22 protein-coding genes are annotated in these 19,830 nt (G+C 30.8%); 12 read left to right on the top strand and 10 right to left on the bottom strand.

From position 1 onward, the window contains the following. Nucleotides 1-8: 8 nt before the first annotated feature. Nucleotides 9-1,106: a glycosyltransferase gene (locus HGK31_RS08310; protein WP_191859310.1), complete on the bottom strand. Its 1,098-nt coding sequence runs from the start codon at nucleotides 1,104-1,106 to the stop codon at nucleotides 9-11. Between the two features lie 100 nt (nucleotides 1,107-1,206). Between HGK31_RS08310 and HGK31_RS08315 the strand changes: the two genes are divergently transcribed. After that, nucleotides 1,207-2,355, top strand: coding sequence for a glycosyltransferase (locus tag HGK31_RS08315; protein ID WP_191859311.1), 1,149 nt, complete (start codon nucleotides 1,207-1,209; stop codon nucleotides 2,353-2,355). Here the strand turns inward: HGK31_RS08315 and HGK31_RS08320 are convergent. The 8 genes from HGK31_RS08320 to typA all read right to left on the bottom strand — a co-directional run bounded on the left by HGK31_RS08320 (nucleotide 2,352) and on the right by typA (nucleotide 10,920). Further along, entirely contained in the window at nucleotides 2,352-3,662 is a 1,311-nt protein-coding gene (locus HGK31_RS08320; protein ID WP_191859312.1) for an O-antigen translocase, read from the bottom strand. The two genes, HGK31_RS08315 and HGK31_RS08320, sit on opposite strands and share 4 nt — an antisense overlap. After that, nucleotides 3,663-4,763: a DegT/DnrJ/EryC1/StrS family aminotransferase gene (locus HGK31_RS08325; protein WP_191859313.1), complete on the bottom strand. Its 1,101-nt coding sequence runs from the start codon at nucleotides 4,761-4,763 to the stop codon at nucleotides 3,663-3,665. It lies immediately after the preceding gene. Further along, complete coding sequence (locus tag HGK31_RS08330) at nucleotides 4,760-5,632, bottom strand: GNAT family N-acetyltransferase (RefSeq protein ID WP_223115321.1); 873 nt, start codon at nucleotides 5,630-5,632, stop codon at nucleotides 4,760-4,762. Before HGK31_RS08330 ends, HGK31_RS08325 begins: the two co-directional genes overlap by 4 nt. Nucleotides 5,633-5,782: 150 nt before the next feature. Continuing rightward, a complete protein-coding gene (locus tag HGK31_RS08335) occupies nucleotides 5,783-7,282 on the bottom strand; it encodes a hypothetical protein (RefSeq protein ID WP_191859314.1) in 1,500 nt (499 codons plus the stop codon). A 2-nt stretch (nucleotides 7,283-7,284) separates the two neighbouring features. Next, the gene (locus HGK31_RS08340) at nucleotides 7,285-8,664 is read right to left on the bottom strand and encodes a class I SAM-dependent methyltransferase (protein WP_191859315.1); all 1,380 of its coding nucleotides are present in this window, start codon (nucleotides 8,662-8,664) and stop codon (nucleotides 7,285-7,287) included. Continuing rightward, nucleotides 8,654-8,860, bottom strand: a complete 207-nt coding sequence (locus HGK31_RS08345) for a hypothetical protein (protein WP_104734480.1) — start codon at nucleotides 8,858-8,860, stop codon at nucleotides 8,654-8,656. The genes HGK31_RS08340 and HGK31_RS08345 overlap by 11 nt, the downstream gene beginning before the upstream one ends. Before the next feature lie 29 nt (nucleotides 8,861-8,889). Continuing rightward, complete coding sequence (locus HGK31_RS08350; RefSeq protein ID WP_191859316.1) at nucleotides 8,890-9,117, bottom strand: uroporphyrinogen decarboxylase; 228 nt, start codon at nucleotides 9,115-9,117, stop codon at nucleotides 8,890-8,892. Nucleotides 9,118-9,120: 3 nt separating this feature from the next. Continuing rightward, nucleotides 9,121-10,920: a translational GTPase TypA gene (gene typA / locus HGK31_RS08355; protein WP_104734482.1), complete on the bottom strand. Its 1,800-nt coding sequence runs from the start codon at nucleotides 10,918-10,920 to the stop codon at nucleotides 9,121-9,123. Between the two features lie 217 nt (nucleotides 10,921-11,137). Between typA and HGK31_RS08360 the strand changes: the two genes are divergently transcribed. From HGK31_RS08360 to HGK31_RS08370, 3 genes are read left to right on the top strand one after another with little or no spacing between them, the layout of a single operon-like run. Next, the gene (locus tag HGK31_RS08360) at nucleotides 11,138-11,497 is read left to right on the top strand and encodes a hypothetical protein (protein ID WP_191859317.1); all 360 of its coding nucleotides are present in this window, start codon (nucleotides 11,138-11,140) and stop codon (nucleotides 11,495-11,497) included. 34 nt (nucleotides 11,498-11,531) lie between these two features. Beyond that, nucleotides 11,532-12,353, top strand: coding sequence for a 3-deoxy-8-phosphooctulonate synthase (gene kdsA / locus HGK31_RS08365; RefSeq protein ID WP_191859318.1), 822 nt, complete (start codon nucleotides 11,532-11,534; stop codon nucleotides 12,351-12,353). 9 nt (nucleotides 12,354-12,362) lie between these two features. Then, nucleotides 12,363-12,830, top strand: a complete 468-nt coding sequence (locus tag HGK31_RS08370) for a GNAT family N-acetyltransferase (RefSeq protein WP_191859319.1) — start codon at nucleotides 12,363-12,365, stop codon at nucleotides 12,828-12,830. Here the strand turns inward: HGK31_RS08370 and HGK31_RS08375 are convergent. Further along, nucleotides 12,827-13,204 carry a DUF1801 domain-containing protein gene (locus tag HGK31_RS08375; RefSeq protein WP_191859320.1) on the bottom strand — a complete coding sequence of 126 codons (378 nt, stop codon included), beginning with the start codon at nucleotides 13,202-13,204 and terminating at the stop codon, nucleotides 12,827-12,829. The two genes, HGK31_RS08370 and HGK31_RS08375, sit on opposite strands and share 4 nt — an antisense overlap. Before the next feature lie 108 nt (nucleotides 13,205-13,312). Here HGK31_RS08375 and HGK31_RS08380 point away from each other — a divergent pair, with 108 nt between their 5' ends. From HGK31_RS08380 to HGK31_RS08415, 8 genes are all read left to right on the top strand, one after another. After that, nucleotides 13,313-14,371 carry a DUF6090 family protein gene (locus HGK31_RS08380; RefSeq protein WP_191859321.1) on the top strand — a complete coding sequence of 353 codons (1,059 nt, stop codon included), beginning with the start codon at nucleotides 13,313-13,315 and terminating at the stop codon, nucleotides 14,369-14,371. Beyond that, nucleotides 14,364-15,170 carry a DUF6090 family protein gene (locus HGK31_RS08385; protein ID WP_191859322.1) on the top strand — a complete coding sequence of 269 codons (807 nt, stop codon included), beginning with the start codon at nucleotides 14,364-14,366 and terminating at the stop codon, nucleotides 15,168-15,170. Before HGK31_RS08380 ends, HGK31_RS08385 begins: the two co-directional genes overlap by 8 nt. After that, nucleotides 15,163-15,855 (top strand): DUF6090 family protein, encoded by a 693-nt coding sequence (locus HGK31_RS08390; RefSeq protein WP_191859412.1) that lies wholly within the window; start codon nucleotides 15,163-15,165, stop codon nucleotides 15,853-15,855. The genes HGK31_RS08385 and HGK31_RS08390 overlap by 8 nt, the downstream gene beginning before the upstream one ends. Further along, a complete protein-coding gene (locus tag HGK31_RS08395) occupies nucleotides 15,852-16,634 on the top strand; it encodes a DUF6090 family protein (RefSeq protein ID WP_191859413.1) in 783 nt (260 codons plus the stop codon). The genes HGK31_RS08390 and HGK31_RS08395 overlap by 4 nt, the downstream gene beginning before the upstream one ends. Beyond that, nucleotides 16,627-17,376, top strand: coding sequence for a DUF6090 family protein (locus HGK31_RS08400; RefSeq protein ID WP_191859414.1), 750 nt, complete (start codon nucleotides 16,627-16,629; stop codon nucleotides 17,374-17,376). The genes HGK31_RS08395 and HGK31_RS08400 overlap by 8 nt, the downstream gene beginning before the upstream one ends. Before the next feature lie 21 nt (nucleotides 17,377-17,397). Continuing rightward, nucleotides 17,398-18,138 carry a DUF6090 family protein gene (locus HGK31_RS08405; RefSeq protein ID WP_191859323.1) on the top strand — a complete coding sequence of 247 codons (741 nt, stop codon included), beginning with the start codon at nucleotides 17,398-17,400 and terminating at the stop codon, nucleotides 18,136-18,138. 31 nt (nucleotides 18,139-18,169) lie between these two features. After that, on the top strand, nucleotides 18,170-18,928 hold the full coding sequence (locus HGK31_RS08410; RefSeq protein WP_191859324.1) for a DUF6090 family protein: 759 nt from the start codon (nucleotides 18,170-18,172) through the stop codon (nucleotides 18,926-18,928). Nucleotides 18,929-19,075: 147 nt separating this feature from the next. Continuing rightward, nucleotides 19,076-19,801: a DUF6090 family protein gene (locus HGK31_RS08415; protein WP_191859325.1), complete on the top strand. Its 726-nt coding sequence runs from the start codon at nucleotides 19,076-19,078 to the stop codon at nucleotides 19,799-19,801. Nucleotides 19,802-19,830 lie beyond the last annotated feature (29 nt).

The following is a 19,830-nucleotide window of genomic DNA, read 5'->3' on the forward strand; positions in this document are numbered from 1 at the left end:
ATTAGCTCTTATTCTATTGAATTTAATAGTTTTTGCCACTCTTTGGCTATCGTATCAGAATCATACTTTTCAACACTTTTTATTGTATTTGATTTACAATGGTCATAGAGTGCTTTATCAAATATAAAACTATTCATAGCTTCAGAAAGTTCTTTCGGGTTATTATTTTCAACTAACAAACCATTATATCCTGATTGTACAATTTCATTTGGACCAGATTTACAATCAACAGAAATCACAGGTATCCCAAAGGAAAGTGACTCAATTAAAACTCTGGGAAAACCTTCAAATCTACTTGTAAGACATACAAAACGAGCTTGTTTAATTATGTCATAAGGTTTATCATCAAAAGGTTTAAATTCTACATATTCAGAAATATTTAATTCATTCACTTTTCGTTTTAACAAATCCAAATCCGGACCCGAACCCAAAATAATTAATCCAACATTATTTTCTGATAATTTAGATTGCTTGTAAGCCTCTAAAAGTAGTGTATAATTTTTTACCTTTTCATCTATCCTACCATAAGCCAAAATGTACTTACCCAAATGGTCAGTCATTTCAGTTTTTGTATTATTAATTTTAACAGGGTTAGAAATAGCATAGACATTTTTAAAACCGTAAAGCCTTTCAACTTCTTCTTTTATAGCTTTAGAAACACCAACTATCGCTGAAGCTCCTCTATAATTTAATTTTGTCAAAAACTTATTTTTAGAAAAATAATAGTTTAAATTATAGCTTCGGACAACATAAATTATCTTATATTTTGAGTAACAAAAATTTGTAATAATAAACTCTCTCAACCAATAATTACGTGATCTATTGTCTATAATGTATTCAAATTGATGCTGTTTTAAAAAAATTTTAAAATATTTTGCTTTCGCTATTTTTTTTAGAAGACTATTTCGATTAGTCACTAATAAATCCAAATTTAGTAGTTCGCCTTTAAAATCATAAGCAATATTATTTTGCACAGAAACAATGTACACTTCAAACCCTAAACTATCAAGCATCTCAGATAGTAAAGCACTTGATTTCTCGGCTCCACCTTTTCCTAAAGAAGACACTACTAAACAAATCTTTTTATTGTTGGTTTTCAAATTCATTATTTAATGCTCAAATATACTAAATGCTAATAACGCTATTAAATTAACATGATTTAAGTTACTTTTAAATTTTTAAAACTGACTGTCTAAAAATTTTAACATGAAAATTTTATTGATTGGTGAATACAGCAGACTTCACAACTCACTAAAGGAAGGATTGCAAGAACTGGGACATGAAGTTCTTATTGTTGGCAATGGAGATAGATTTAAAAAGTTTCCTGTTGATATCTCATTGGGAGCTAATCAGTCAAAAAAGGGCAGTTCGCTTTTAAATAAAGTTCTTTTCAAATCTCTAGGTGTTGATTTAAATTCACAAAAAATAAAAGTTGAATATAATAGACAAAAGCATTTATTTGTTGATTATGATGTTGTTCAACTTATAAATGAAGCTCCGTTTAACTCCATTCCAAAAATTGAATCAAAATTGTTAAGCCACATCTTCAAAAACAATAAAAATGTATTTTTGCTGTCTTGTGGAGCAGACTACATAAGTGTAAATTTTGCAGCCGAAGACAGATTCAAATATTCAATATTAAATCCCTATAAAGAAAGTAGAGCTTCCAAAAAAAGCTACTGGCATATCATTAAATTCCTAACTCCCTCCTATCAAAAGCTTCATCATTTTGTTTATAAAAACATTAAAGGCGTCATTGCTTCTGATTTAGATTATCATCTACCACTTCTTAATAACAAGCAGTATTTATGCCTGATACCAAACCCTATCAATATTAATAAGATTAGCTTTATTAAACCTAAAATTGAAGATAGAATCATAATTTTCATGGGTATTAATAGGGCAAACTACTTAAAAAAAGGAAGCAATTTTTTTGATGAAGCTTTAGAAATAATATCTAAAAAGTATGATAATAAGGTAAGCATTATAAAAACAGAAAACCTTCCCTATGATGAATACATCCAATCATATAATAAGGCACATATTATTCTAGATCAAGTCTATGCTTATGATCAAGGCTATAACGCTTTAGAAGCTATGGCTAAAGGCAAAGTGGTTTTTACAGGTGCTGAACAAGAATGGTTAGATTATTATGGTTTGAAGGAAGATACTGTTGCTATTAATGCTTTACCTAATTCCAACCAAATTGCCAACAAATTGTCATGGCTTATTGAAAATTCAGAAAAAATTATTGAAATCTCCGAAAATGCTAGAGCCTTTATTGAGAAAGAGCATAACTACTTGAACATCACAAAACGTTATCTAGAAATTTGGCAAAATCATTCAAAAAATTAATTCTCTAAATCAGGTTCATCCGGTAATACACCAAACAATGATGAACTGAATATTAAAAGTATTAGCCCATAATAAGCAACATATGTCACAAAGTGCGCAATATTGGCTCCTTTTGTTCCATAAATATCAATAAAATAAATACTCGTAAAATATAGAATGATCACAGAAAATGCTTCGGTAATGATATAATGCCAAAACATTTTTTTAGCCAAAAACTGATAAGCAATAACTATGGATAGCACTTTAACAAAATCACCTAAAAGCTGCCATAAAAACAAATCCTGTACGGGTAAAAATTCTTCAGAAAAAATTAAAAGGATTATATATTTTCTAAAAAGATATATAACCAATAATCCTAATCCAAAAATGGGAATAATGGTTTTGTAAAAATTAAAAACTTCATTTCTAAATTCTTTTACATTATCTATTTCAGATAAACGAGGTAATATATAAAGTGTCAATAATGAAGATACGAACATCAAATAATACTTTGAAATCCTGTTCATAGTTTCCCAAAAACCAGCTTCTCGTATTCCAACCGAATCAGTAATATAATTTCTTATGAATATGGCAACTATGGGTAATAAAATAGCTGAAAAAATAGCCATCATGGAATATGAACTCAATTTTTTGACATAACCAAAACTGATGTTCTTTACTTTGACTAATGGTGCCAAACTTCTTCTATTGGCAACACCTACTAGTGTGATTAAAAAAATCAATGATTCTGAAATAGCTACCGAAATTAATGCACCATCAATACGCTCTTTATATATTAACAAAATGGTAATAGAAAGACCTAAAATCTGTCCAATAATGTTAATTATGATTAAAATTTTATATTTAGAAAACCCATTGAGAATACCAAACGTAAACATATTCAATGCGTAAAACGGCAAAGCTATCGCGAGAATTCTAATAACATAAGCGTAATCATTGTAATAGGAAAACACATAATCATTAATATAATCTGCTCCAAAGTAACAGGTAAAAGACACTAATATGGTAGAAAAAAAGCCTAGATAAAAAATAGTAGAAAGGGTTTTACTCAATTCAATAGTATTCTCCTTAAATTCAGCCACATATTTTACGATACCATTATAAAAACCCAATATGGAGACTGTTTGAACTGAACTCAAAAAGTTCCGTAGATTTCCTATTAAGGCCATTCCTTCTGCTCCAACAAAAAGGGCAATGGCTTTTGAAGTTAAAAATCCTGCTATAATTCTCGTTGCTACTGAAGCAGAATTCAATGAAGCAACCTTGATTAAAACATTATTATTTATATAATTAAGTAATCGTTTCAATTAATAAGAATTTAGTAGGTTAACAATTTGAGAGACCTCTGCATCAGTCATAACTGGGCTCATTGGAATACTGACTACCTGTTCATGTATGGCATCTGTTACTGGCAATTTCAGATTACTGTATTCCGCTAGGGCTAATTGTCTATGAGCTGGTTTAGAATAATGAATTAGGTATTGTACATCATTCTTCTCCAAAAAAGAGACAAATGCGTCTCTATCTTCTACCCTAACAACAAAGACATGGAAAACATGATTTTTACTTAAGTCATAAAAAGGTAGTTGTATCTTACTATTTTTAATTTCACTTAAATATTTTTTAGCAACCTCACGTCTTCTGCTATTGTCATTATCCAATGAAGGAAGTTTAACTGATAGCATGGCAGCCTGAATATCATCTAAACGGTTATTAAAGCCCAGACTTGTATGCACGTACTTTTCAGTGGAGCCATAATTTCGTAACTCCTTAATAGTTTCAGCCAATTGAACATCATTAGTAGTTACCGCACCAGCATCACCAAGCGCACCTAAATTTTTACTCGGATAAAAGCTAAATGCTCCAGCATCAGCCAGGTTTCCTGCTCTATTTCCTTTACTATTAATAGCTCCATGAGCTTGCGCAGCGTCCTCAATTACTAGTAAATTTTGTTTTTTTGCCAAAAGATTGATTTCATCCATTTCCGCTAATTGCCCATACAAATGAACTACTAAAATAGCTTTAGTATTTTTGGAAATATGCTTATTTAATTCTTTAGCTGATATGTTAAAAGTCTTTTCATCAGGCTCTACAAAAACTGGCTTCAGTCCAGCATGAACAACAGCCAAAATACTAGCTATATAAGTATTTGCAGGAACTAGCACCTCATCACCTATTTTTAAAATACCTAATTTAATATATGCTCTAAAAATCAATATTAAGGCGTCTAGCCCATTACTGACTCCTAGGCAATAATCAGTACCGCAATATTTCGCATAGTCATTCTCAAAAGTATTTAATTCATTACCGAGAATATATTGTCCGGAATTTAAAAGCTGCTTAAATCGCTCTTGAAAAGCCTTATCAAAACGTTCGTTTATTTTCTTTAGATCTAAAAATTTAATCATATCAAAACAGCATCTAACCGCTTGTAATTTTCAATTGGTAATTGATAAAAATCCTGAACTATGGCTCTCGCACCAAAACCTTCTTTCCAATATTGTAATCCAGAATTAACTTTGAAGCCATTATTTTCATTTGAAATACCAAAATCAAAATATGGTTTCTCTGTAAAAACTTCTTTCAATAAATAGTCATGCAAAAAATCCAAACTCCCTGTTTTATTCTTTGTTTCATTTGCAGAAATGTATTGTGAATGGACAACTTTTTCAGTAATAAAGATAGTTGTCCCAGCAATAATTTTTTGCTGGTCATAAACATTAAACTGCATGATGTTTTTTGGAAAACGCTTTTTAAGTAATTTAATTTCATCCAAGCTATGAACGGGATTAACACCATGTTTTTTTTGCAGGTTTGGAATTAATATTTCATTCCAAAAATTATCAAAATCATCATCTGATTTAATAATTAAATGTGCTTTCTTTGCACGTTTGACACCATCCTTTCTGTCTTTTGAATATTTTATTGGGTTTGACTGATTTACAACCGAGAGCATGTCTCTTCTTATTAATTTAGCATCCAAAATATGCATTAAATACAACATGTCATCACTTGGTTGCTTACTATATATAGCAGGTAACGTTTTAACTTGAAGGCTATTAAAACCTTTTTCTGAATAGTATTTCAAAACCTCCTTAAAACATTCTAAAATAGCATGAAATTTCAATTTTTCACTTACAACCAATCCGCCATAGGTAAGACCTTGATGTGAATAAACCATATTATCAACTTTGTTAGCAGGTAAAAGAGCTACAACTTCATCATTTTTAAATATTAATAGTGAGGCATCTTCAAATCGATCTTGATGGTATTCCATAAAATCTCTATTGAATAAAAAAGTAGCATTTTTTGCACTACCAATAAAGGCGTCCCAATGAGGTTTATATTTTGAATGATATGGCTTTGCTAAATACTTAATTTCTAAATTGGTTTAAATTTGAGATGAAAATACTAATTATAATTTACTCTATTGGGCTGTTTTTTTTGAAACTCGATTAAAAGTAATTTCTTCTTTATCGTTGATATATTCGTAAACACCAAAAGCAGCTTTTCTATTAATAGGAATATAGCTTTTATCTGCTTGAAGGTTTTCTAAATATATCTCATTGTCGCTTAAATAAGAGAATAGAAACCTAAATAAGTTTACTGGCGTTTCAATTTCTTTTTCAAAATGAGGAGTATCATTTGACCATTTAATTGCTAATTGTGAAGAAAAAATAGAGTAAATTAAGTCTCGATCTGTCTGCTTTTCATGAGACTCTATGGTTGTATGCATACCAACAAACCCTCCATGATCTGCGGTTATGACTATCAGGCTATTTGGATCATTATCAATTATAAAGTTGATAATATCCTTTAACCAAACATTAGCCAACTCTAGCTTACTAAAATACTTATCCCGTTCAAAATCAGCTACGTCTCCTAGATTAGAACTATTGGTTATATGACCAGGCAACAATTGCTCAATAAAGAAAAAATTATGAGAGTCATTTTCAAGAGGAAACAATGATTCTAAATTCTCGCGTACATCTTTTGTTACATGAAATCCTCTAGAGAAATATGTAAACTCATTATAATCTATGTTACAATAATCATATTGCATTTCTGGTCTATTAGTCAATAAATATGATTTTTCCATTAATAGGTGAGTCTTATATTTATTCTGCTTTAGAATATCAATTACAGGATTATTTCCTGCAATAACATCTCTTGCATTATAAACCTCCCTAATTTTATTACTTGGTAAATTATAATAATGATGCTTCATTGCAAACAGCGAACTATTAGAACTTAATGTTGAATAATAATTGCTCCTATAATTATCAAATAATTCAAAATTATTATTTAAAAGATATCCTTTGAAATCTGAATTATCATAGTTGTAATAACCCTTATCTATTTCAGAAAAGTTAACATAGCCATCAGGTTGAATAATATAAATGTTCGGTTTCTTCTTGAATTCTACATTTTCAATATTATCAGGTTGATTAATCCATTCAATAGGTGTCTCGATATCAAAAAAAATGTATTTCATTAAAGGAATTAAAACCAAAACAGCCATTAATATTTGCAAAGCAATTATTTTATTAAAATGCTTTTTTAGGACAACTCCAAGCACAAAACCTAATGCCACTGCCAGCAGCATAAACTTAATATGAAACCCTTTCGTAATTAAAACCAATAAATAAGCAAACCACATTAAGTTAAAAACAGGTGTTGCATATACTTTAATGCTCTTGAAATAGGAAACTCTTGAAATCAAAAATCCCATAAGCTTAAATACGGCAATGGGAACAATTAAGAAGTATATTACAAAAAATACAATTTGTTCTGAAGAGTTTAGTAAAGTCAAATTGTTGTTATAATAATACAATAAGGGGTACAATCCAGCAGCTATAGCAGCAATTAGTGGTTTGTCCTCATCACTGTTTATGAATGCTATAATTCTATCACGCAGATTACTCATTCCTATTTTCTTTTAAAAGAATACATAACCCGTTTAGAATTCGGTATGTCTATTTTTTCTACCAAATAAAACTTCTTCAAATAGGCTTTCTCAAAATTTTCTTCGTTATAAAAATCAAAATGATTTCTGAATTCTCCTTTGGTATTTAGTAAACGTAAAGCCCAAGAATCGTCTGGTTTTGGAAATTCAATTATTAAATTTCTAGAAAAATTGGCAAAAAATTCAGCAGACATGTCAAAGGTCACATTTCCTGAAAGCGTTATATGATGAATAACTGCCAACGCTAAAGTAATATCTGGAGCATATTCTTCAATACGATTTAGAAAAGACGTTCTTTCTTCATTGTTAAACCCAATATTTGCCGATGGGTTTAAAATATCTAAAACAAAAGGCAACATATAGGCTTCGTTATTTGTTTTAGTAATTTTATAATTACAATCAACGGCATTATTATCAATATCACAGACCAAAGCCTGTTCTAATTCATTATTTAGAAGTCTAACAAAAGTACCATCGTTGCCACCAATATCAATTAAGGTTTTAGGTTTAATTGAATTCACCCATCTATTTATAACTTCAGATTTTGTTTTAAAAGCCGTATCTGAATAATTGGTTTTACTATAATAGTCGCCCCATTCAGATTGTTCCTTTAAGGACATTTTTTTTATGAAATCGTAAAGCGATTTAATAATATTTAGTTGCGCTTTTTTAGAAAGTTTGGTTTGCTTTATGTTTCCCTCGTAGTCGTCATTATAATTCTCTTCAAATTTTGCTAGTAAGTGCACATTTGAATACAAAAACGGGTTCAATTTTGTTTTAAATGGTAACATGGATGCTAACTGCCTCATTGGCATACCGTCTATAAAACTTGATAATAGTTTTAGAGATTGTGTACCATGGTATTGTGCAAGCAGTAATGGACCCAAAAAGTGTGCTATAAATTGCTTGTAAGCACGCCAAGGTTGATCTTCAATATAAAAATCAAATGAGAGGGTGTCTATAAAAATGGCTTGGCTATTATGAAACGTCACATTGAAAGCCGATGCATCTTTTAATGAATAGCCATGTTCTAGAGCATATTTTTGGATTTTTAAAGTAAGTAATGCAGCTTCTTTATATTGCAAAAAACTCCATTCGTAAGGATAGGTAATAAAAGGAATATGTTCAGGTACTATTACTATTTCAGAATCGTTAGATTGATCTTCAGTATGTGAAATCAATAACTTATTCTGAAATAATTTTTTAAAGAAACCTGAATCTTTTAAACTTCTATATTGCCGAAAGTATATTGGGTTAATAACACGCTTAAAAACATTTTGGTCTTTAAAAACGTATCCAGATGGATCTCTAAATGAAGATGGATGCCTTTTATTACTTGTCACCTGCTTTGTTGTTTTCTATGTCAGAATCTTTAACGTCAATATCATCAAATAAGTCATCGTCGTTTTTAACAAGACCCAAAAATGATTTGATTTTAAACATAAAACTTTTCGAAAACAAAACAACTCCTGCCACAGCTGCAACGACCGCTTGCACAATCATAGCACCAATACTTGGATCGAAATATAGAAAATGCATATTCAAACTTTTTGTAAATATAATGAACTCTACCTTTTCTTTAACACCAAGTAATATATGTTTATCAAGAATATGGCTGTATTGGTAATAATAATGGGATAAGACAACGGATTAAGCATAAAGCCATAAATCACAAAAAGTAAACAACCCACAGAATTTACCATTCGTAAGTTGTTTACTTTTTTCATTAAGAATGAAATTAAAACTGTAGCCATGGCAGCATAACCAACCCAATCTGTTACAGTAATCAACTCCATAATTTATATACTTTTATTACGCTTACGTTCAACTTCCGTCAATAGAATTTTACGTAATCGTAAATGTTTAGGTGTTACCTCAACATATTCGTCTTTCTGGATATATTCTAACGCTTCTTCTAATGAAAACTTGATAGCAGGAACAATTTTAGCCTTATCATCAGCACCTGATGAACGCACGTTACTTAATTTTTTAGTTTTAGTCACATTAACAACCATATCATCTCCACGAGAATTTTCTCCAATTACCTGACCTTCATAGATATCTTCGCCTGGATCAACGAAAAACTTTCCACGATCTTGTAATTTATCAATTGAATATGGAATAGCTTGTCCTTTTTCCATAGAAACTAACGATCCATTTTGACGTTCTGGAATACCGCCTTTTAAAGGCTGATATTCTTTAAAACGGTGCGCCATAATAGCCTCACCAGCAGTAGCTGTTAATAATTGATTACGCAAACCTATAATACCTCTTGAAGGTACTATAAACTGGCAAACCATACGCTCACCTTTAGCTTCCATACTTAACATTTCACCTTTACGCATAGTAACCATTTCAATAGCCTTACCAGAAACTGTTTCAGGCAAATCAATTGTCATTTCTTCAACAGGTTCACATTTTACACCATCAATTTCCTTAATGATTACTTGTGGTTGACCAATTTGTAATTCATATCCTTCACGACGCATCGTTTCAATTAAAACAGATAAATGCAGTACACCACGACCAAAAACCATAAATTTATCAGCACTATCAGTCTCTTCAACACGTAAGGCTAAATTCTTTTCAAGTTCTTTAGTCAAACGTTCTTTTATGTGTCTTGAGGTAACATATTTACCATCTTTTCCAAAGAAAGGCGAATCGTTAATAGTAAATAACATACTCATGGTTGGCTCATCAATGGCTATGGTTTTTAAACCTTCTGGATTTTCCCAATCAGCAACCGTATCACCAATTTCAAATCCTTCTAAACCTACAATGGCACAAATATCTCCAGCTTTAACCTCTTCAACTTTCTTACGACCTAAACCTTCAAATGTATGTAATTCTTTAATTTTAGATTTTACAATACTTCCATCGCGTTTTACCAAAGAAATATTTTGATTAACCTTTAATTCTCCACGTGTTAAACGACCAATTGCAATACGACCTGTAAACGAAGAAAAATCTAAAGACGTAATCAGCATTTGCGTTGTCCCTTCTTCAATTTTTGGCTCTGGAATATGCTCGATAACCATATCTAGTAACGGCTCAATATTATCAGTTTCATTCTTCCAGTCGTCACTCATCCAGTTGTTCTTTGCAGACCCATAAACCGTTGGAAAATCTAATTGCCACTCTTCAGCACCCAATTCAAACATTAAGTCAAATACTTTTTCATGTACTTCATCTGGCGTGCAATTTTCCTTATCAACTTTATTAATAACCACACATGGTTTTAATCCTAAATCAATAGCTTTTTGTAATACAAAACGCGTTTGTGGCATAGGACCTTCAAAGGCATCAACCAATAACAGCACACCATCAGCCATATTTAATACACGTTCTACTTCACCACCAAAATCGGCGTGACCAGGAGTATCTATAATATTTATTTTAGTGTCTTTATAAATAACAGATACGTTTTTAGAAGTAATTGTAATACCTCTTTCACGCTCTAAATCGTTGTTATCAAGAATAAGATCTCCAGTGTTCTCGTTATCACGAAATAACTGACAGTGATACATGATCTTATCAACCAAAGTTGTTTTACCGTGGTCAACGTGTGCAATAATTGCAATGTTTTTAATTGTAGCCATAATAATGCCCTATTTTAAGCGCGCAAAGGTACGTTATATTTTAACAACTATTATAAATTATAGTTAATTATATGTTACAATCAATATAACACATACGATTTATAATTATCTTTCGTTTAAGTATTATTAGTAAATAGCCATTACTAACCAACTTCATAACCACCAAAGGCGCTTTACTCATGTTAAATTACATGTTTAACCCTTAAAAATGTAAAAAATGAAATTGATTAGTAAATATTCTAAATTCATCCCATATCTTTATTATATAGCTGTAATTGCCTATTGGTTTACAGATGTAAATAGAAGCGATGGTCTTACTGCATATCCCATTTTATTATTTAGCATACCTTTTCTTTGGCAATTAATTAAACCAAATAAGCAACTCAATTTCTCACTAGGAATTGTATTTGTGTGCTTGTCATCCTATCTAATTCTCGCTTATTTATCTGATTTATTCAATATTATTGATTTTTCGGCATCAACTAGAACCTTCATTATTTATGGCGGTCTCTTTGTGTTTACCAATTTTTTAATGGCGCTTTGGATGATTAGAAATAGCATTAAAAAAGCGTTTTAATTTAACTATCTTTGTAGCTTAAATTTTTAAGCTCATGAATTTAAGAGACGTTCCGAAGTTAATGCATACAAATAGTAATAACTTCTTTTTATTAGCAGGACCTTGTGCAATTGAAGGTGAAGATATGGCTTTGCGCATTGCTGAAAAGATTATTGCTATTACCAACGAATTACACATTCCATTTGTATTTAAAGGCAGTTTTAAGAAAGCCAATCGTAGTCGTATAGATAGTTTTACTGGAATAGGTGATGAAAAAGCTTTAAAAATTTTACGTAAAGTTTCTGAAACCTTTGATGTACCAACAGTTACAGATATTCATGAAGTATCTGATGCTAAAATGGCTGCCGAATATGTAGATGTGCTTCAAATCCCAGCATTCTTGGTCCGTCAAACAGATTTAGTAGTTGCGGCTGCTGAAACAGGCAAAGTAGTTAACCTAAAGAAAGGACAATTTATGAGTCCAGAAGCTATGAAACATGCCGTACAGAAAGTCAAAGATTCTGGTAGCGATAAAGCTTGGATAACCGATAGAGGAACGATGTTTGGCTACCAAGATATGATAGTTGATTTTCGTGGTATTCCAACCATGCGACAATACGCACCAACAATATTAGATGTTACTCACTCATTACAACAACCTAACCAATCGGTTGGTGTAACAGGCGGAAGACCTGATATGATTGAAACTATTGCGCGAGCTGGTGTTGTAAATCATGTTGATGGTTTATTCATAGAAACCCATTTTGATCCTGCCAATGCTAAAAGTGATGGCGCCAACATGTTACATTTAGACAATCTAGAAGGTTTACTCTCTAATTTAGTGGCTATTAGAAAAACAATAAACAGCTTGAAATAAGTCTATTCTATGGATATTGAAATTCGCCAAGCAACAATTGAAGATGTTCCAGAGATAACTACACTATTTAGGGATACTGTTCGCGAAGTGAATTCAAAAGATTATTCAGATAAGCAGATTCAAACCTGGTCTGCTGGAGCCAATGATACTGAAAAATGGGAAGAAAGAGTTAACAGATTCTATTTTTTAGTTGCTGAAACTAATGACACCATTGTCGGTTTTGCCTATTTAAAAAACGGCAACTATTTTGATGGTCTGTTCGTTCATAAAGACTATCAACGTCAAGGTATTGCTTCAAAATTATTACGTATTATAGAATCAAAAGTTATGATGGATGGTTTCGATGAAATAAAATCTGATGTGAGTATTACAGCATTACCCTTTTTTGAAGACCATTACTACGATGTTATTAAAAAGCAAAAGAAAGTATTGAAAGGCATGTCTTTTGAGAATTACATTGTTTCAAAACAACTTTAAATAAACCAAGCCTTTTTACTCTGCTCCAATTGCTTTGCTGCTGCCTGCAGCAATTTAACAAAACGCAATTCATCTAAATCTTCAATGCTTTTTAATTGAATAGAGCGCACTTGTTTTCGGTTATTATAATCCTGTAACTCCGGAAAGTCATTTTCCAATAAAATACCTTGAACAAAAGCCACATCTACAAAATCAGTTCCTTTTAAAACATTCAAATATATCATAGGCTTTTTCCCCATGTTATAAAACGGAATTTTATAGCTATAGCGTTCTTGAATATTAGGCAAAGTCTTCAAAATTACCTGTCTTACGTACAGCATAATAGATTGCAATGGCTCTTGTTGTTCCAAAAAATAAACATCAACTGGTTTCATTTAGTTATGTGAAATTGATTATAATTTGTAAGAATTTACTAAATTACTAATCGAAAATGACCAACCAAAACTACTAGCCAATTTAATTTACTTGGAACTAACCAGTAAATGCTCAAATTCTTTCGTCGTACCAGGCAACATCTTCTTGCCGATAACAAAACAGGTAAATACATTAAATACGCCATTGGTGAAATAATTCTTGTAGTCATTGGAATTCTCATTGCATTACAAGTCAATAATTGGAACACTGAAAGACAATTAGAACAAACTGGACGTAAATTGTTGAAAAATATTCAAAAAGATCTTTTAACAGATATAGAAAGTGCTACAAATATTTTAGAAACCTACGTAATAAAGGATTCGTTGGCACGATTAGTTGTCAATAATAAATTCACAATATCTGATTATCAAAATAGTATATACGGACCAGAAGGCACCTATTTCATGTATTGGTATGACAACTTCGTAATCAATAAAGAAGCTTTTTTAAAGTTTAAAGACTTCGTGAAAAACTTGGATGATTCATTTATTAGCTTTCAGGACTCATTAGATGAACTCTACATTACTCAAGGTAATTATATAGACAAGTTCAATCAACGTATAAGCACAACAGTATATAAAAATTTAGACTACCTCGCCAAGAGTAAAACATGGTATCACGAATGGCAATATGGAAGCGACACTGGAAACCATGATGAAAGCCATTTGTTTTTTTTAGAAGACCCTATATATAAAAACCAAGTTGCTAATTACATTAACGATTATAAAAACCTTAATAGAGGTGCACAAACCTTCAGAGTACAGGCTGTATCACTCTACAAAAAGATAAGCGATGTGTTAAATGAAACTCCAGAAGACAACGAATTACTTAAGTTACAAATCAGTCAAGAGCATCAACTTGATCATTATTTAGGAAACTATAAATCCGATAGCGAATCTATAGATATGACAAGAATTATATTAACAAACAACTATTTACAAAGACAGGATTCAGACGGTCAAACTACTAGGATGTACAGACATTCGAACACCTCGTTTTTCATGTTTAAAACCAATGAAGTTGAAGTTGTAAAATTTAATTTATACAGCGACCCAAATGAGACAAGTATTAAGATTATGGCAAAACACAAGTATCTAAACTATAAAAAGGTGAATACTAATGATTAAATTCTTCCGAAAAATACGCTACAACCTCATGGAACAAAATAAAACAGGCAAGTACTTTAAATACGCCATTGGCGAAATTATTCTTGTAGTCATTGGGATTTTGATTGCATTGCAGATTAATAATTGGAATGAACAGCGAAATAAAAATTCACTTGAAAAACAATATATAATTAGACTAATAGAAGATCTAAAAGAAGAAGAAGCTTTGGTTAAAGCTGTTATTAATTATTCTAATCAGATTCTACATCATGCAAAAAATGCCATAAGCTTATTTGAAGATCCACAAAAAGAAATTACTAACCCATCACGTAGCTTAATAGACATGTATCAAGCCAGTCAATTACAAGACCCTAACTCTATAAAATCAACTTATTTAGAATTGATTGCATCTGGGCAAATAAATCTTATTAAGAAAGACAGCTTAAAAACCGCCTTAATAAGACATTATGAAGTGGAATGGTCAAAAAACAAATTATTTGAAATGAATAATGACTACAGAAAAAATTTGAGAAGTAAGATGCCAAACTTTATACAGGAAAAAATTCGTGAAAAATGCGATGACATCTATTATAAAGTACGAAACAGCATAGAGGCACGATTACCAGAAAATTGCGAGGTGGATATACCAAATGATGAAGCTGTTATAGCTATAGAATTACTTCGGAATGACACCTCATTAAAAAAAGACCTTCGGTTTTTAATTGGAAATGAAGGTGCTAAAAAATTCCTTTTAGAAACCCACTTAACTCAATTACAAAGACTCATTCAAGACCTAGAAACCACTGTTAATCATGATTAAATTCTTCAGAAAAATACGCTACAACCTCATGGAACAAAACAAAACTGGCAAATACTTTAAATATGCTATTGGTGAGATTATTCTTGTAGTCATTGGGATTTTGATTGCACTACAGATAAATAATTGGAATGAGACTAGAAAACATGCCATAGCAGAAAAAGAATTTTTTAAAAGCATAACAAATGATCTTAATCAAGATCTAAAATTTATAAACTATGTTCAAAGGTATTTAAAACCTAAAACAGATGCTTATAACTTATTAAATAGTAAGTACTCAACAGATTATGAAAACCATAAAACACAAATAGATTCTTTAATGTCTATTTATCTTTTTTCTGGACAACGTACATTCTACCCTGTCTCTGGAGCTTTCAAATCTGCAATAGCGGGTAATGAAATCAATACCTACAGTCAAAAAAGTAATATCCAAAGTATTATAAAACTCTATGGTTCTAATTATGATAGACTTATTGACAATGGTAAAATTGTAGATGAAAGATGGAGTCATTTAAGTAAAAAATATATTCATTACAGAAGAACAAATGCCTTTAACGATGTAAATAATATTACATATACCAAAATGTTAGACGACTTCCACTTTCATTATATTCAATTAAACTGGTACAATAAAATTTTAGATGAAACTAAAATAGAAGTGAATCAATTATTAAAAAAATTACAATGATTAAATTCTTCAGGAAAATACGCTACAACCTCATGGAACAAAATAAAACAGGCAAGTACTTTAAATACGCAATAGGCGAAATTGTCCTAGTAGTTATTGGTATTCTAATTGCCCTTCAAATTAATAATTGGAATGAAGGCAGAAAACTAGAAAAAAGTAAAAGCCAACTTATGTTAGCTTTAAAAAGCGAATTGGTCAAGAATAAAAAGGAATTGGATAATTATAGTTTAGAAATACATGAAAGCAACTCAAGATTCAATAAAGTGCTTCTTTATTCGGTAGGAGATTATACCATTCCTAATGATAGTCTAAAGTTTTATCTATCTGAAATGATTTATGGCAGAACATTATCCTTATTGAGTTCCGTTCAAGAAGAAGCTATTAATTCTGGTAAATTTGAAATGTTAAGTGATAGCTTAAAGCAAAACCTTTCTGTACTAAAAGATTATACCAATTCTAGAAAAGTGATTAGTGATAGAAGTACTGCCATGCTAAATGTTGATATTGATAACAGGATAGTTAATTTAATGGCTAGATTAAATATGCTTCCTGTAATTCCTGATGAATTTTTAAGTCATCCATTAATTCCAACACATCCTGATTTTTTATTAAGCAATATGGAGTTATCATCTCTAGTCAAAAATCCTGACACCTACCTAACATTAAATAAAATATATTTAATGTATGCAGCCGATGAAGTTTGGGTTAAGTATGGCCTTGTTAGACTAACAGACAAAACAATTGCATTAATCGACAAAGAATTGAATACAAATGATTAAATTCTTTAGAAATATCAGAAAAAAACTTCTTAACGAAGGTAAAACTAGTAGGTATTTTAAATATGCTATTGGTGAAATTATTCTAGTAGTAATTGGGATTCTAATTGCATTACAAATCAATAACTGGAATGAGAACAGAAAGGCTCAGAAACTAGCTAAAGAAAATTATATAAATTTACTAACCTCACTAGAACAGGACCTTATTAAGGTTAAGAAAATTAGTAATTACAACAAAAAAAGCCTAGTTGCATTACGTAAAATAATTCCAACCAAGATTAATGATAGCCTATTTGAACTAAATGATGACGATTTAAACACGTTTTTAATAGAACTTGGGTTTTCTGTAAGAAGTTTTATCCCACAAACAGGAGTGTATAATTTACTAACCTCAAATAACGGTTTTGATTTAATGAAATCTGACAAAATAAAGTCATCATTAATTCATCTTTATGATTACCAATATAAAGCCTATGAAGATCTAGATAAGCAAGTAGACAATAAATATCACAGCCAACTGGGCACGGTTTTAAGACAAAAAATAGTTCTGATTATTGAATATAACCCAAATCTTACAATTACGCACAGAGCAACCATGAACCGTTTTGAAGAGCATTTTGAAGAATTGGCTTTGGCCTCAAGAGATCTCTACCCGATGATAGCATTTAATACAAACAACCTAGTTAAAATAGAAGAATCTATAACTAAACTGATTCCTTTGATTAATGTAGAGATAAATAAATAATAAAAATCAAGATTCAAATTAATGATTAAATTCTTCAGAAATATCCGAAAATCACTTCTTGCCGAAGGTAAAACAAGTAAATACCTAAAATATGCCATTGGTGAAATTATCCTTGTGGTTATAGGTATTCTAATTGCCTTACAGATTAACACCTGGAATCAAGAACATAATAACAGAAAGTTGGAAAAAGAAATGATGGCCAGTATCCATTCCGAATTCAAAAACAACCTGACAAAAATTGAAACCAGCATTGTTCAATATTACAAAACCGAGCAAGCCATTCGGTTTTTAATGTCTAAAATAAAAGCGTCTTCAGAAGAGTTGAAAACTGAAAACATAGACAGTCTCCTTGCTGCAGCAGTAGATGTCTATGAATACCATCCTACACAAAATATCTTGACTGAAATATTATCGACAGGGAGTTTAAATTTAATCAAGAATGATTCCTTAAAATACCAATTACTCCATTGGTCTGGCGAATTCAACGAATTAAATGAAGCCTGGGAAACCCTAGACGACTTTAACCAACATATGGTTATTCCTTACTTAACTAAAAAAGCTTCAATGAAAAATATTGACAAATATTCCTTAATGGCTTGGGAGGAAAAATCAAAATTCGAGATTGACTATGAAAGTGTTTTCAATGATTTGGAATTTGAAAACCACTTGGACAATCTTGGATGGGCTGTTGTAAACTACAGAATCGTATTAAAACGTTTAGAAAAATTAATTAAACAAATCATTGAGCTAACCCATGATTAAATTCTTCCGTCATATCCGTCAATCACTAATTATGAAAAATAAAACCAGCCCGAATGACTCGGTCGGGCGAACAGGACGTTACTTCAAGTATGCCATTGGCGAAATCATTCTTGTAGTTATAGGTATTCTCATTGCCTTACAGATTAACAATTGGAATGCTCTCAAAAAACAAGAAAACAATAATATATTCTTAAGTAAACGGCTACTTGTAGAAACTGATAAAAACATCATTGAACTAGAAAAAGAAATCATTTCAATAGAAAAATCAATAAACTCATTGCTAATGATGTTACACCTTTCAGGTGAAGACTACCATGAAGTTGATCCCAAAAAAGTTGATAGTTTAATTTATAATATTTTAGGCACACCAACCTATTATTTTAACGATGCTGTTTTAAACGAAGCTTTATCTACTGGTCAAGTGTCTAGTTTTGAAAATGACAGTTTAAAAAATATCATTTACAGTATTCCAACGACTATGGAAACAGTCAAATTTCGCGAGCAAAACATTGAACAAGACACCAATACCAATTTAATTCCTTTTCTTTATAATTATATCTCTTTAAGGAATGTGGACTACCAATTCTCTAACCTTGATAACCTAGGAAAAAGCCAAGTAAAAGAAATTGATAATCGTCAAATACTCTCCATGTTATTTTGGGAAAATGAAATTGACAACCTCCATTTTATATATAACACATTGCTAGAAGAAAGCTACAGGAAACTTGATAGAGACTTGAAGAGTTTAAAGATATTATTGGAGCAACAAATAAACCGCAATCATGATTAAATTTTTCCATTATCGAAAAATAATTTTGCGTTTGCAAAATCAAAGGTCTTGTAGACCTTTGTTGGAAATAGCCGCTTGCGGAAAGCTCAAAATTAAAATGTGTGAAATATGATTCAGTTTTTCAGACACATACGTAAATCACTCCTCATGGAAAATAAAGCAGGCAAGTACCTAAAATATGCCATTGGTGAAATCATTCTAGTCGTTATTGGTATATTAATAGCCTTACAAATCAACAACTGGAATGAGACAAGACAAATCAGAAAAGTAGAAAAAGAAATTCTGAATGTATTACTTGAAGATTTAAATTCTGCAAAAGCGTTTTCAGCGCAATACATTAAAAGTGAGCAAAGCTACCTGAATGTTATTGAAACAATACTGCATAATGATTCAATAAAAACAATCATAAACAGTAATGATAAAACAACACAATATTTCAACAAAGCATTTTGGGACTTCGAAATAAAAATTCCTGTAATTAATACATATTCCGATTTAAAAAATGCAGGAAAAATTGCCATTGTTCAAAACGATTCTATTCGAGACAGGTTAAGCATTTTAGAGGCAAATATTTACAATTTAGATAAGTTAATCCAAGATAGGATGAATGTTCATCAAATTAGGATTGATGAAATATGTGTGGAAAATGTAAATTTTCTTCAACTTTTAAAATTTAAAATACCTGACTATAATATTTCATTAGGTTCTCAAAATGACTATATCGAAATCATGTCACAACCAAAAGTTCGTAACTTAATGGGGATTAAGGCCGTTCTGACAAATGAGGCATTGGGATACAGGGAAGATCTACACAATGAAATAGTATCTATTATTAAATTGATAAAGACTGAACTAAATGACAGTCAAAATTGAAAAAGTATAGTTAACACAAGTATAATCAA

The organism is Hanstruepera ponticola (assembly GCF_012931685.1).
GTDB lineage: Bacteria > Bacteroidota > Bacteroidia > Flavobacteriales > Flavobacteriaceae > Hanstruepera > Hanstruepera ponticola.